The 14,188-nt window shown below is 47.0% G+C and carries 15 protein-coding genes; 9 read left to right on the plus strand and 6 right to left on the minus strand.

What is annotated here, in order from left to right:
* Positions 1–332: 332 nt before the first annotated feature.
* Together D9738_RS07460 and msrB are read right to left on the minus strand one after the other, a co-directional pair.
* Positions 333–605 (minus strand): YeaC family protein, encoded by a 273-nt coding sequence (locus D9738_RS07460; protein ID WP_130208380.1) that lies wholly within the window; start codon positions 603–605, stop codon positions 333–335.
* Positions 606–646: 41 nt separating this feature from the next.
* Positions 647–1,060 (minus strand): peptide-methionine (R)-S-oxide reductase MsrB, encoded by a 414-nt coding sequence (gene msrB / locus D9738_RS07465; protein WP_130259880.1) that lies wholly within the window; start codon positions 1,058–1,060, stop codon positions 647–649.
* A gap of 341 nt (positions 1,061–1,401) precedes the next feature.
* On the opposite strand from msrB, the gene gapA reads away from it, so the two are divergent.
* On the plus strand, positions 1,402–2,397 hold the full coding sequence (gene gapA / locus D9738_RS07470; protein WP_000153502.1) for a glyceraldehyde-3-phosphate dehydrogenase: 996 nt from the start codon (positions 1,402–1,404) through the stop codon (positions 2,395–2,397).
* Positions 2,398–2,480: 83 nt separating this feature from the next.
* Complete coding sequence (locus D9738_RS07475) at positions 2,481–3,365, plus strand: D-hexose-6-phosphate mutarotase (protein WP_130259881.1); 885 nt, start codon at positions 2,481–2,483, stop codon at positions 3,363–3,365.
* 48 nt (positions 3,366–3,413) lie between these two features.
* Here D9738_RS07475 and D9738_RS07480 read toward each other — a convergent pair whose 3' ends face one another.
* Positions 3,414–4,268, minus strand: coding sequence for an aldo/keto reductase (locus D9738_RS07480; protein ID WP_130259882.1), 855 nt, complete (start codon positions 4,266–4,268; stop codon positions 3,414–3,416).
* Positions 4,269–4,357: 89 nt separating this feature from the next.
* Positions 4,358–5,104 (minus strand): scaffolding protein MipA, encoded by a 747-nt coding sequence (gene mipA / locus D9738_RS07485; RefSeq protein ID WP_130208388.1) that lies wholly within the window; start codon positions 5,102–5,104, stop codon positions 4,358–4,360.
* A 435-nt stretch (positions 5,105–5,539) separates the two neighbouring features.
* Here mipA and yeaG point away from each other — a divergent pair, with 435 nt between their 5' ends.
* The 5 genes from yeaG to yeaK all read left to right on the plus strand — a co-directional run bounded on the left by yeaG (position 5,540) and on the right by yeaK (position 12,708).
* Positions 5,540–7,474 carry a protein kinase YeaG gene (yeaG, locus tag D9738_RS07490; protein ID WP_064529211.1) on the plus strand — a complete coding sequence of 645 codons (1,935 nt, stop codon included), beginning with the start codon at positions 5,540–5,542 and terminating at the stop codon, positions 7,472–7,474.
* Between the two features lie 111 nt (positions 7,475–7,585).
* On the plus strand, positions 7,586–8,869 hold the full coding sequence (locus D9738_RS07495; RefSeq protein ID WP_130208390.1) for a YeaH/YhbH family protein: 1,284 nt from the start codon (positions 7,586–7,588) through the stop codon (positions 8,867–8,869).
* Between the two features lie 146 nt (positions 8,870–9,015).
* Positions 9,016–10,491, plus strand: coding sequence for a GGDEF domain-containing protein (locus tag D9738_RS07500; RefSeq protein WP_165383325.1), 1,476 nt, complete (start codon positions 9,016–9,018; stop codon positions 10,489–10,491).
* 180 nt (positions 10,492–10,671) lie between these two features.
* The gene (dgcJ, locus tag D9738_RS07505; RefSeq protein ID WP_130260043.1) at positions 10,672–12,162 is read left to right on the plus strand and encodes a diguanylate cyclase DgcJ; all 1,491 of its coding nucleotides are present in this window, start codon (positions 10,672–10,674) and stop codon (positions 12,160–12,162) included.
* Positions 12,163–12,204: 42 nt separating this feature from the next.
* Positions 12,205–12,708, plus strand: coding sequence for a mischarged aminoacyl-tRNA deacylase (gene yeaK / locus D9738_RS07510; protein WP_130208392.1), 504 nt, complete (start codon positions 12,205–12,207; stop codon positions 12,706–12,708).
* On the opposite strand, the gene yoaI is transcribed toward yeaK, so the two are convergent.
* On the minus strand, positions 12,709–12,813 hold the full coding sequence (gene yoaI, locus D9738_RS07515; RefSeq protein WP_130218789.1) for a small membrane protein YoaI: 105 nt from the start codon (positions 12,811–12,813) through the stop codon (positions 12,709–12,711). It lies immediately after the preceding gene.
* Between the two features lie 169 nt (positions 12,814–12,982).
* Between yoaI and D9738_RS07520 the strand changes: the two genes are divergently transcribed.
* Together D9738_RS07520 and D9738_RS07525 are read left to right on the plus strand one after the other, a co-directional pair.
* Positions 12,983–13,429, plus strand: coding sequence for a DUF441 domain-containing protein (locus D9738_RS07520; protein WP_130208396.1), 447 nt, complete (start codon positions 12,983–12,985; stop codon positions 13,427–13,429).
* Between the two features lie 81 nt (positions 13,430–13,510).
* Entirely contained in the window at positions 13,511–13,858 is a 348-nt protein-coding gene (locus D9738_RS07525) for a DUF488 domain-containing protein (protein WP_064529217.1), read from the plus strand.
* Between the two features lie 21 nt (positions 13,859–13,879).
* On the opposite strand, the gene D9738_RS07530 is transcribed toward D9738_RS07525, so the two are convergent.
* On the minus strand, positions 13,880–14,134 hold the full coding sequence (locus tag D9738_RS07530) for a DUF333 domain-containing protein (protein ID WP_130259883.1): 255 nt from the start codon (positions 14,132–14,134) through the stop codon (positions 13,880–13,882).
* Positions 14,135–14,188: the final 54 nt, after the last annotated feature.

Here is a 14,188-nt window from a genome sequence, read left to right on the forward strand (position 1 = left end):
TTAGATGACCATCATACTTACCCACATGATTTTTGAGGTCAACATTAAATCTTCAAAACACAGATAATGATCTGCGATTTACAACTTAGATCACAAATACGCAGAAAACCTGAGAATGGGTTACAGATTGATGGAAGGCGGTACGCAAAAGAGGGAAATTCAGCAGTGATCCCTACTTACGAAAGAAAGGATTCAGGGATGAAAAATTCAGGGGGTTAATACAAACGTGAAGCTCCGGAAAGGTTTAAAGCTACAAACGAAATCGACGAGGGATTGGACAATTAATTTCAGGCAATCCCCTTTATTAATTACCTGTAAAGGGGATAACTCCATCACTTAAACATAGCAATTGGCTTCGCCGTAATACCAAAATCTTCTTTCAGTTGCTGCTTGCTCTTCATCACCATCTGACCGTTGGTGTCGATGGTCATATGCTGCGCGTCGGTATTGTTTCGAGCTTGCCAAAGCATGACCAGTTGCAGGCAGTTCTCTTTTTGTTGTTCGGTCAGCGCAACGCCATCTGGCCATTTTCCCAGTTCAACAGCGGTCGATAAACGCTGATAAACCTCAGGCGTCATGCTGTTGATCATTTCATCAAGATTCATGATTTTTCCGCTCCTGTGGAATAAGTTGCTGAATCGTTTTTTCAACCGTTGATTTCTTCGCCATTTTCACCATCAGTGAAACGTAAAGAGGCTGAGTTAACACAATAACGTTCGCCTGTGGGCTGCGGCCCATCAGGAAAGACATGTCCAAGATGGGCATCACAGTTACCGCAACGAATCTCGATGCGCTGCATTCCATGTGACAAGTCTTTGATATAACGAATTGAATCTTCACTCACCGGTTCGTAAAAGCTCGGCCAGCCACAACCTGAATCATATTTAGACTGGGAGTGAAACAGAGGGGCATCGCAGATCAAACAGTGGTAAAGGCCGTCACGCTTATTGTGCAGTAAACGGCCAGTAAATGGCGGCTCGGTCCCGTGATTCTGTGTCACGTAAAACTGCATCTCGGACAATTTCTTTTTCAGTTCGTCTGCCGAAGGTTTGTTAGCCATTTGCTCACATCTCACTTTAATCACGCTCACATTACGCGACCAATTCTAACAAAACATTAACACCAACTGGCAAAAATTTGTCCTAAACTTGATCTCAGCGAAATGGCAGCGCCCAAATCGTGATGAAAATCACATTTTTATCATAATTGCCCTTTAAAATTCTCGGCGCCGCCCTCATGTGGTTTCAGGCACAAAGGAAGAGTGAGGCAAGTCAGTCGCGTAATGCTTAGGCAGAGGATTGATTTGTCGCAATGATTGACACGATTCCGCTTGACGCTGCGTAAGGTTTTTGTAATTTTACAGGCAACCTTTTATTCACTAACAAATAGCTGGTGGAATATATGACTATCAAAGTAGGTATCAACGGTTTTGGCCGTATCGGTCGCATTGTTTTCCGTGCTGCTCAGAAACGTTCTGACATCGAGATCGTTGCAATCAACGACCTGTTAGACGCTGATTACATGGCATACATGCTGAAATATGACTCCACTCACGGTCGTTTCGACGGCACCGTTGAAGTGAAAGACGGTCATCTGATCGTTAACGGTAAAAAAATCCGTGTTACCGCTGAACGTGATCCGGCTAACCTGAAATGGGACGAAGTTGGTGTTGACGTTGTCGCTGAAGCAACTGGTCTGTTCCTGACTGACGAAACTGCTCGTAAACACATCACCGCTGGTGCGAAAAAAGTGGTTATGACTGGTCCGTCTAAAGACAACACCCCGATGTTCGTTAAAGGCGCTAACTTCGACAAATATGCTGGCCAGGACATCGTTTCCAACGCTTCCTGCACCACCAACTGCCTGGCTCCGCTGGCTAAAGTTATCAACGATAACTTCGGCATCATCGAAGGTCTGATGACCACCGTTCACGCTACCACCGCTACTCAGAAAACCGTTGACGGCCCGTCTCACAAAGACTGGCGCGGCGGCCGTGGCGCTTCTCAGAACATCATCCCGTCCTCTACCGGTGCTGCTAAAGCTGTAGGTAAAGTACTGCCAGAACTGAATGGCAAACTGACTGGTATGGCGTTCCGCGTTCCGACTCCGAACGTATCCGTAGTTGACCTGACCGTTCGTCTGGAAAAAGCTGCAACTTACGAGCAGATCAAAGCTGCCGTTAAAGCTGCTGCTGAAGGCGAAATGAAAGGCGTTCTGGGCTACACCGAAGATGACGTAGTATCTACCGATTTCAACGGCGAAGTTTGCACTTCCGTGTTCGATGCTAAAGCAGGTATCGCTCTGAACGACAACTTCGTGAAACTGGTATCCTGGTACGACAACGAAACCGGTTACTCCAACAAAGTTCTGGACCTGATCGCTCACATCTCCAAATAAGTTGAGATGACACTGTGATCTATAAAGAGCGACTTCGGTCGCTCTTTTTTTTACCTGATGAAATGAAGTTAAAGGACTGCGTCATGATTAAGAAAATTTTTGCCCTTCCGGTCATCGAACAAATTACCCCTGTCCTCTCCCGTCGTAAACTGGATGAACTGGACCTTATTGTGGTCGATCATCCCCAGGTAAAAGCCTCTTTTGCATTACAGGGCGCTCATCTTCTCTCGTGGAAACCTGCGGCTGAGGAAGAAGTTCTGTGGTTGAGCAACAATACCCCGTTTAAAAATGGTGTCGCCATTCGCGGCGGCGTACCGGTTTGCTGGCCGTGGTTTGGTCCGGCTGCACAACAAGGTCTGCCTGCGCACGGTTTTGCCCGTAACCTGCCGTGGACGCTGAAATCACATAGTGAAGATACCGATGGCGTGGCGCTGACTTTCGAACTGACACAAAGCGAAGAGACGAAAAAATTCTGGCCGCACGACTTTACGCTATTAGCGCATTTCCGCGTGGGTAAAACCTGTAAAATCGATCTTGAATCACATGGCGAATTTGAAACCACCTCTGCCCTGCATACCTACTTTAATGTTGGCGATATTGCCGGGGTGAGCGTCAGTGGTCTGGGCGATCGCTACATTGATAAAGTGAATGATGCAAAAGAAGGTGCACTAACTGACGGGGTCCAGACATTCCCGGATCGTACCGACCGCGTGTATCTGAATGCCCAGGATTGCAGTGTGATTAATGACGAGGCGTTAAATCGTATTATCGCCGTAGGCCACCAGCATCATCTGAACGTCGTTGGCTGGAACCCAGGACCGGCGCTTTCTGTCAGCATGGGCGATATGCCGGATGATGGCTACAAAACATTTGTTTGTGTGGAAACAGCTTACGCTTCAGAAACTCAAAAAGTCACCAAAGAGAAACCTTCACATCTGGCGCAATCCATTCGCGTTGCCAAACGTTAATTTGCGTTAGTCACTGTGCCGGATGCATGCATCCGGCCTTGCAGCAAATCACACCATATCCAGCGCAGTTTTTCCTTTTGGTGCCGGGTACGCTTTTTCCAGCATCGCCAGTTCTTCCCCTGAAAGCGTCAATTCCAACACTGCCGCATTTTGTTGGACATGTGCGACAGTTGCCGCTTTCGGAATCGCCATCACGCCCTGATGGCTGATCACCCACGCCAGCAGAACTTGCGCCGCAGTGACATTGTGAGCATGAGCAATTTCGTTGACCACTGCGTTTTTTAGCAAGCCATTACGTAAGCGCCCAGCCTGCGCCAATGGACTGTATGCCATCACTGGCATATGTTGTTGCTGACACCAGGGTAGCAGATCATATTCAATACCGCGCGAGCCGAGATGATAAAGCACCTGATTGGTAGCGCATTGATTTCCCCCTGGCACCTGCCAGAGTTCCTGCATGTCGGCATAATCAAGATTAGAAACGCCCCAGCGACGAATTTTGCCCTGGGCGATCAGTTTTTCCATTGCCGCAACAGTCTCTTCAAACGCGAAACTGCCAGACCAGTGCAATAAGTAGAGATCGAGATAATCGGTATTGAGACGACGTAAACTGGCTTCGCAAGCGTTAATGGCTTTTTGCCCGCCGGCATTCCACGGATAGACTTTGGAGACGAGGAAAACCTTATCACGCAGGCCGGATAAAGCTTCACCAACCACCTTTTCGGCACCGCCTTCGGCATACATTTCAGCGGTATCAATGAGAGTTAAACCAAGATCAATGCCCGCACGCAGTGCATCAACTTCGGTTTTACGCTGACTGACCTCTTCGCCCATATACCATGTTCCCTGCCCTATGGCTGGCAGTGAGACATCGCCACTAAATTGAATCGTTTTCTGTTGCATCGCTTCCTCCCAGTTTTTGCACCACCGTAATGCAAAACAGGGCATTACGCCCTGTTTTTATGCACAAAATGCCCTGGAAAGATGCATTATCAGAATTTGTAGGTGATCCCGGTAGAAATCAGGCCAGTCCAGGATTTATCCACCATCGGGCTGTCGGTAACTTCGTCAGACAGGCGGGTATAGCGCGCGGTGCCATAAACGTTCCAGTCGCCGAGGAAGTTGTAGCTGGCGCTCAGCTCCAGATACGGGCTCCAGCTGTCATTCGGGTTATAGCCACGCAGGCCGCTGCGAGCGGACTCTTTACGCGATACGCCATAATAGTATTCGTTATGGTTTTCGCTGTTCCACTGAACACCGATACCCGGGGTCAGAGTCAGACCACCATTGGTGTAACGGTATAACCAGGCAGTATCCCAGACAATGCCGTTGCTGTTATCCAGGGTATCGCCAGCCAGGGTGGTACGCAGGTAACCATACTGGGTAAAGTGAGCGTAAGACAGACCAGCCATCATGGTGCTCTTGCGGTCATCCAGGTGACGCATTTGGTGATCGCCGCTGTCTTTGGCTTTGAAGTAGAGCGGCGACCAGTAAGCGGTAATCGAAAGTTTATCCGTTGCATCATTCCACAGGTAGTAACCACCACCTAAGCCACGGAACCAGAAGTTATCGCCTTCGTAGTTGATTACTGGTACTGGGTAAACATCGGTATCGTAATCTTTATAAGGGTGTTCAACGACACCTACGCCTGCGCCCAGGGAAAAATTACCTTCAGCGTGTGCTACGCCTGCAGACGTTGCGATAAGCACTCCAAGTGCCAGAAGTTTGAGTTTGGTCACAATTAATTATTCCTTAAACAAATGTTTAGCGGGCGACAAAGTTTACCCGTCAATACAACGAAACCCAAACTTTTTGCGTTTTCATTTCAAAAGGTAACTGTTTAATTTTCCTGACGCTGATGACGCGGCGCTTACAGCCGAATGAATTTTGCGTTTCTGGCGGCATTATTCTTTACATTAGTTATGCAATTTTTATGGATGAGTTGTTGATATGCCATTGAAATTCAGAAAGCCGTGCAGGCAAGTTTCTCAATTGCCATCTACGCTTAATTTTGAAGGTGTATCACCGGGCACGTTGTTCTCATGGTCGGCAGGATGGCATGAGAGTTGCTGTGTTTTAGCAAGAGACGTCGTTCAGTTTACCTCTTCCGGGAGCCTCTACTATTCATATGAACGGCTCTTAACCTGTGCTAAAAAACGAAAGGACGGCATACCATGAATATATTCGATCACTATCGCCAGCGATATGAAGCTGCCAAGGACGAAGAGTTCACACTGCAGGAGTTTCTTACCATTTGTCGGCAAGATCGCAGTGCTTATGCCAACGCGGCAGAGCGGCTATTGATGGCTATTGGTGAGCCTGTCATGGTCGATACAGCCCAGGAGCCCAGACTTTCTCGACTCTTTTCTAACCGGGTCATCGCACGTTATCCGGCATTTGAAGAGTTTTACGGCATGGAAGACGCGATTGAACAGATTGTCTCTTATCTGAAACACGCGGCTCAGGGGCTGGAAGAGAAGAAACAAATCCTGTATCTGCTGGGGCCTGTGGGTGGGGGTAAGTCGTCACTTGCTGAACGACTGAAATCATTAATGCAACGCGTGCCTATTTATGTATTGAGCGCCAACGGTGAGCGAAGCCCGGTTAACGATCATCCGTTCTGTCTGTTCAATCCACAGGAAGATGCGCAGATCCTTGAAAAAGAGTACGGCATTCCACGCCGCTACCTTGGCACCATTATGTCGCCGTGGGCGGCAAAACGTCTGCATGAATTTGGTGGCGACATCACTAAATTCCGCGTGGTCAAAGTGTGGCCGTCTATTCTGCAACAGATTGCCATTGCCAAAACGGAACCGGGCGATGAGAACAACCAGGATATTTCCGCGCTGGTGGGGAAAGTGGATATTCGTAAACTCGAACACCACGCCCAGAACGATCCGGATGCCTACGGCTATTCCGGTGCGCTGTGCCGCGCTAACCAAGGGATCATGGAATTTGTTGAGATGTTCAAAGCACCGATTAAAGTGCTGCATCCTCTGTTAACCGCCACTCAGGAAGGTAACTACAACGGGACGGAAGGTATCTCCGCCCTGCCGTTCAACGGGATTATTCTCGCCCACTCGAACGAATCTGAATGGGTGACTTTCCGTAATAATAAAAACAACGAAGCCTTCCTCGACCGTGTCTATATCGTGAAGGTGCCGTATTGCTTGCGTATTTCCGAAGAGATCAAAATCTACGAGAAATTACTTAATCATAGTGAATTGACCCACGCGCCATGCGCGCCAGGCACGCTGGAAACATTGTCACGTTTTTCCATTCTTTCGCGCCTGAAAGAGCCAGAAAACTCCAGCATTTATTCGAAGATGCGCGTTTATGATGGCGAAAGCCTGAAAGATACCGATCCGAAAGCCAAGTCATATCAGGAATATCGTGATTACGCGGGCGTCGATGAAGGGATGAACGGTCTGTCTACGCGTTTCGCGTTTAAGATCCTCTCCCGCGTGTTCAACTTCGATCACGTGGAAGTGGCGGCTAACCCGGTTCATCTGTTCTACGTTCTTGAACAGCAGATTGAACGCGAGCAGTTCCCGCAAGAACAGGCCGAACGCTATCTGGAGTTCCTGAAAGGCTATCTGATCCCGAAATATGCCGAGTTTATCGGCAAAGAGATTCAGACGGCCTACCTTGAATCCTATTCTGAATATGGGCAGAACATTTTCGACCGTTATGTCACCTATGCGGATTTCTGGATTCAGGATCAGGAGTATCGCGACCCGGATACTGGTCAATTGTTTGATCGCGAGTCGCTGAACGCCGAGCTGGAGAAAATCGAAAAACCGGCGGGGATCAGCAATCCGAAAGATTTCCGTAACGAGATCGTCAACTTTGTACTGCGTGCCAGAGCGAATAACAGTGGGCGCAATCCGAACTGGACCAGTTACGAAAAACTGCGCACGGTCATTGAGAAGAAAATGTTCTCCAATACCGAAGAGTTGTTGCCGGTCATTTCGTTTAACGCCAAAACCTCAACCGACGAGCAGAAGAAACACGACGATTTTGTCGACCGTATGATGGAAAAAGGCTACACCCGTAAACAGGTACGTTTACTGTGCGAATGGTATTTGCGCGTACGTAAATCGTCTTAACAACAACGGCCCTGTGCGCATGCGCCGGGCCTACAACGACAGCGAACCGTGGGCCAGACAGGCGGCAACACAGGCGTAGCATACAGTTGGCAAATGCAGTACGGGGGGCATATGACCTGGTTTATTGACCGGCGTCTGAACGGCAAAAATAAAAGCATGGTGAATCGCCAGCGTTTTTTACGCCGTTATAAAGCGCAAATTAAACAGTCGATCTCCGAGGCCATTAATAAGCGTTCGGTGACCGATGTCGACAGCGGCGAGTCCGTTTCCATTCCAACGGAAGATATCAGCGAACCAATGTTTCATCAGGGGCGTGGCGGCTTGCGCCATCGCGTTCATCCGGGCAACGACCATTTCGTACAGAACGACCGTATTGAGCGGCCTCAAGGCGGCGGCGGTGGTTCTGGTAGCGGTCAGGGCCAGGCCAGCCAGGACGGTGAAGGTCAGGATGAATTCGTCTTTCAGATTTCGAAAGATGAGTATCTCGATCTGCTGTTTGAAGATTTGGCTTTACCAAATCTGAAACAAAACCAGCAACGCCAGTTGACCGAATTTAAAACGCATCGCGCGGGTTATACCGCTAACGGCGTTCCGGCCAATATTAGCGTGGTACGCTCATTGCAAAATTCGCTGGCGCGACGTACCGCGATGACCGCGGGCAAGCGGCGGGAACTGCACGCGCTGGAAGAAAATTTAGCGATAATCAGCAATACTGAACCTGCGCAACTGCTGGAAGAGGAACGCTTGCGCAAAGAAATTGCCGAACTGCGAGCTAAAATTGAACGTGTTCCTTTCATCGACACTTTCGATTTACGCTACAAAAATTATGAGAAACGGCCCGATCCCTCCAGCCAGGCAGTAATGTTCTGCCTGATGGACGTTTCTGGCTCGATGGATCAGTCCACCAAAGATATGGCCAAACGTTTTTACATTCTTCTGTATCTGTTCCTGAGCAGAACATACAAGAACGTAGAAGTCGTTTACATTCGCCATCATACCCAAGCGAAAGAAGTTGATGAACATGAGTTTTTCTACTCACAGGAAACGGGCGGCACCATTGTTTCCAGCGCACTGAAACTGATGGATGATGTGGTAAAAGAGCGTTATAACCCGGCGCAGTGGAATATCTATGCTGCGCAAGCATCGGACGGCGACAACTGGGCTGATGACTCTCCGCTGTGCCATGAGATACTGGCGAAGAAATTACTGCCAGTTGTTCGTTATTACAGCTATATCGAAATTACCCGCCGTGCGCATCAGACATTGTGGCGAGAATATGAGCACCTGCAATCTACTTTCGAAAACTTTGCGATGCAGCATATCCGCGATCAGGATGATATTTATCCGGTATTCCGTGAACTGTTTCATAAGCAAAACGCAACTACTAAAGACTAATACCATCAGCCAGGTCATTATTACCTGGCTGATTTTTAGCTTACTGTAAATTATTTAATTTATTACATACGTTAGCTTACAATTGGTTTAAATATGACAGCGCAACCTTTACACAATTTAGTTCCAGAAAACAATCATTCGGAAAAATGATTCGGTTAACACGTATTTTCCCGGGGTTATTCTTTAATTATTTTTTATTGATAGTGAAAATTGATCCTGGTCAAAACTATATATCTCGAGCATCAATAAAATTCAGCACTCACATTGCTCTCCTTTTTATGATTTCTATGTGTACACAAAAGCTAAAAGCACAAAGCTTTTTTATTTTCAGTTTACTGCTGACATTGATTTTATTTTGCATCACCACCTTATATAACGAAAACACCAATGTAAAACTCATCCCGCAGATGAATTACCTGATGGTTGTTGTGGCTTTGTTTTTCCTTAACGCCGTCATTTTTCTATTCATGCTAATGAAATATTTCACTAACCGTGAAATTTTACCAACACTCATTTTAAGCCTTGCATTTTTAAGTGGCATTTTCTATTTAACTGAAACCATTGTCATTATTCATAAACCTATCAGTGACAGTACGCTTATTCAGGCTAAATCAAATGATGTTTCCATATTATATCTGTTTCGCCAGCTAAGTTTCATTTGCTTAACAGCGTTAGCTCTCTTCTGTTATGACCGAAAAAGTATTCTAACGAACAACAAGAAAAAAACCTGCATCCTGTTGTTGGCGCTGATACCTTTCATGTTGTTTCCCTTACTGGCACACAACCTGAGCAGTTATAATCCTGACTATTCCTTATACGTCGTAGATTACTGTCCGTATAGCAATTCTGCGAGCTGGGGAATTAACTACACAAAAATTTTGGTTTGTCTGTGGGCATTTTTGCTGTTCTTTATTATCATGCGCACACGACTAGCAAGCGAACTTTGGCCGTCAATAGCGTTATTATGTCTGGCATCGCTCTGCTGTAACTTACTTCTGCTGACTCTGGATGAATACAATTACACCATTTGGTACATCAGTCGTGGTATCGAAGTTTCCAGCAAACTGTTTGTTGTGACTTTTCTGATTTATAACATTTTTCAGGAGCTGCAACTCTCCAGCAAACTGGCGGTTCATGATGTGTTGACCAATATTTATAATCGTCGTTACTTTTTCAACAGCGTAGAGTCATTATTGTCGCGACCTGTTGTGAAGGATTTTTGTATCATGCTGGTAGATATTAACCAGTTCAAACGCATCAATGACCAATGGGGGCATCATGTGGGTGATAAAGTGCTGGTTTCAATTGTCGATATTATCCAGCAAAGTATCCGCCCCGATGACATTTTAGCCCGTCTTGAGGGGGAAGTATTTGGCCTGCTATTTACCGAACTCAATGCTGCCCAGGCAAAAATTATTGCTGAACGTGTGCGTAAAAATGTCGAACTCCTGACCGGCTTTAGTAACAGGTATGCTGTTCCTGAACCAATGACTATCAGCATTGGCAGTGTTTTTTCCACCGGAGATACGCACAATCTTTCACTTGTCATGACAGAAGCAGATAAAGCCTTACGTGAGGCGAAAAGCGAGGGAGGCAACAAAGTGATTATTCATCGTCTTTGAGTGCAAAAATATTCACAGCCATGCTTTTTGCGTGGCTTTTGCATACAATTAATATCTAATACCACTAAATTTCTCCTCCCCAACGGCACAGAGATGAGTATAATTAGCGCCCCTGTGCCAGGCCGCAATCGAACTTTAACTGGTTTTCTCATTTCACTAACCGAAGGAGTGCCATTTATCATGAAATTGCACCATAGAATGCTCCGGCATTTTATCGCCGCAAGTGTCATTGTGCTGACATCTTCCTTCCTTATTTTTGAACTTGTCGCCAGCGACAGAGCGATGAGCGCCTACTTGCGCTATATCGTCCAGAAAGCGGATTCCTCCTTTCTCTATGATAAGTATCAAAATCAGAGTATTGCCGCACATGTCATGCGCGCACTTGCTGCTGAGCAGTCAGAGGTGTCGCCAGAACAGCGACGTGCTATCTGCGAGGCTTTTGAAACGGCCAATAATACTCATGGATTAAATCTGACGGCCCATACTTATTCTGGCTTGCGCGGGACATTACAGAGCGCATCCGATGACTGTGACACAATTGTGGAAGCAGCGGCGCTATTACCCGCATTTGATCAAGCGGTGGAAGGCAATCGCCATCAAGATGAATATGGTTCCGGTCTTGGGATGGCCGAAGAGAAATTTCACTATTATCTCGATCTCAATGACCGCTATGTCTATTTTTATGAGCCGGTCAATGTTGAATACTTCGCCATGAATAACTGGTCGTTTTTGCAATCAGGAAGCATTGGCATTAACCGTAAAGACATTGAAAAGGTGTTTACCGGTCGAACCGTATTATCGAGCATTTACCAGGATCAGCGTACCAAACAGAATGTGATGAGCCTGCTGACGCCGGTTTATCTCGCAGGTCAACTTAAAGGGATAGTGCTGCTGGATATCAATAAAAACAACCTGCGGAATATCTTTTACACTCATGACCGCCCTCTCCTCTGGCGTTTTCTCAATGTTACGCTTACCGATGTAGATTCGGGTCGGGACATTATTATCAACCAGAGTGAAGACAATCTGTTTCAGTATGTCAGTTACGTCCATGACTTACCTGGCGGAATTCGCGTTACATTATCCATTGATATTCTTTACTTTATTACATCTTCATGGAAAAGCGTTGTCTTCTGGCTGCTGACGGCATTGATATTACTGAATATGGTGCGCATGCACTTCCGCTTGTACCAAAACGTGACTCGCGAAAATATTAGCGATGCGATGACCGGATTGTATAACCGCAAAATATTGACTCCTGAGTTGCAGCAACGCTTGCAGCGCCTGGTTCAGGCAGGTTCTGCAGTCATGTTTATTGCTATTGACATGGACAAGTTAAAGCAAATTAATGACATACTCGGCCACCAGGAAGGTGATTTAGCGATTACTTTATTGGCACAGGCGATTAAACAGTCGATTCGTAAAAGCGATTATGCTATCCGTCTCGGCGGTGATGAATTTTGCATCATCCTGGTCGATTCGACGCCACAAATTGCTGCGCAATTGCCTGAACGTATTGAAAAACGCCTGCAACACATCGCACCGCAAAAAGAGATCGGCTTCTCTTCCGGCATTTATGCGATGAAAGAAACCGATACGATTCACGATGCTTATAAAGCGTCCGATGAACGTCTGTATGTCAATAAACAGAACAAAAACAGCAGTTCATGATAATCTTCTGTGGTTGTTTAGTTATAAATCCAGGAGCGTGAAATGACTGAAGTGGCTAAAGGAAGCGTGACGCATCAGCGCTTAATCGCTTTATTATCACAAGAAGGCGCTAACTTCCGCATCGTCACCCACGAAGCGGTGGGCAAATGTGAAGCGGTGTCAGAAATTCGCGGCACCGCTTTGGGCCAGGGCGCCAAGGCGCTGGTGTGTAAAGTCAAAGGTAATGGCGTTAATCAACATGTATTAGCGATACTTCCTGCCGATCAACAGGCCGATCTGAGCCGACTCGCCAGTCACATTGGCGGGTTACGCGCCTCGCTTGCCAGCCCGGCGGAGGTCGATGAACTCACGGGCTGCGTTTTTGGCGCCATCCCGCCTTTCAGCTTCCACCCCAAACTCAAACTGGTCGCCGACCCACTACTCTTCGAGCGATTCGATGAAATTGCCTTCAATGCGGGAATGCTGGATAAATCAGTTATTCTTAACACCGCAGATTATTTACGCATTGCGCAACCAGAGCTGGTCCATTTCCGCCGTACTGTATAACTAGCTGGTCCGTTCAAGTAGCAAAACTGACAGTACCAGCACAACCGCAATGGCAAAAAACGATGACGTGATAATCAGTGTCTCAATGAACATTTGATCGTTCATGGTTTTACCCCTGGAGATAACTGTTTTCACGTTATTGTTAGCGTACGCAAATGGCAGTTTGATGACAATTCTCCCTATTTTTTATGCAAAAAGTGTAATTAATGTCTGATTCCTGCCCTCAGCAAGCGTAAAGTACGGGGGATAATTATTTTTTGGCAAGGAAACCACGATGTTTGATGTCACTTTGTTAATCCTCCTCGGATTAGCTGCGCTGGGCTTTGTCAGCCACAACACCACTGTCGCCGTTTCAATTCTGGTGTTGATCATTGTCCGCGTCACACCGTTGAGCACCTTTTTCCCCTGGATTGAAAAACAAGGGTTGAGTATCGGGATAATTATTCTCACCATCGGCGTTATGGCGCCAATCGCCAGCGGGACGCTGCCACCATCAACACTTGTTCACTCGTTTCTGAACTGGAAATCATTAGTCGCGATTGCCGTAGGCGTGATTGTTTCCTGGCTTGGCGGACGCGGCGTCACGTTAATGGGTAGTCAGCCACAACTGGTAGCCGGATTGCTGATGGGTACGGTTTTAGGCGTAGCGCTTTTTCGCGGTGTGCCCGTCGGCCCGCTTATTGCTGCTGGCCTGGTTTCGCTGATTATTGGTAAGCAGTAGTTTTTGCCGCAGCCGCCATAACCATAAAAACAAAGTGCTATAGTGGCGTAGCAATGTTGCGTGAAAGGGAGAACAAACACGATGAATATTCAGTGTAAACGCGTCTATGATCCGGCTGAACAAGGCGATGGTTATCGCGTACTGGTCGATCGTCTCTGGCCGCGTGGTATCAAAAAAACAGATTTAGCACTTGATGAATGGGACAAAACCATCACGCCTTCAACGGAATTACGCAAAGCCTTTCACGGCGAAGTGATCGATTTTGAAACCTTTCGCGAACAATATCTTGCAGAACTGGCGCAGCATGAGCAAGAAGGGAAACGACTGGCGGATATTGCCCGCCAGCAGACACTAACCCTACTCTATTCGGCAAAAAATACCACGCAAAACCATGCTCTGGTGCTGGCCGATTGGCTACGCAGTTTGTAATTCTCGCCCGGCATCCGGTTGTTATTTTCTACCAGCCGGATGATCCCTGCGCCATAATGCCCATTCATCAATCGTTTCGCCGCCCGGTAATTTGCAATTGTTGCTGACCCCTTGCACTGTTTGTACCGGAATAAGCGAACCTCCCTTTTGCTGGCAGTAGACCGATGCAGGATTAGCCATTCCAACATGTGGCGGTTTAGGCGCATCGGGTTGAGAAGCAGTTGAACACCCCGCTAGGACTAACAGGCAAGGCAAAGCAAAACGGATAATTTTCATATAGTGATCTCACTCGTTTATCTACTCTTTAGAGTATCGCGGTATCGTTATGTT

The sequence above is a fragment of the Escherichia sp. E10V5 genome, from assembly GCF_004212315.1.
In the GTDB taxonomy this organism is placed as follows: Bacteria; Pseudomonadota; Gammaproteobacteria; order Enterobacterales; family Enterobacteriaceae; genus Escherichia.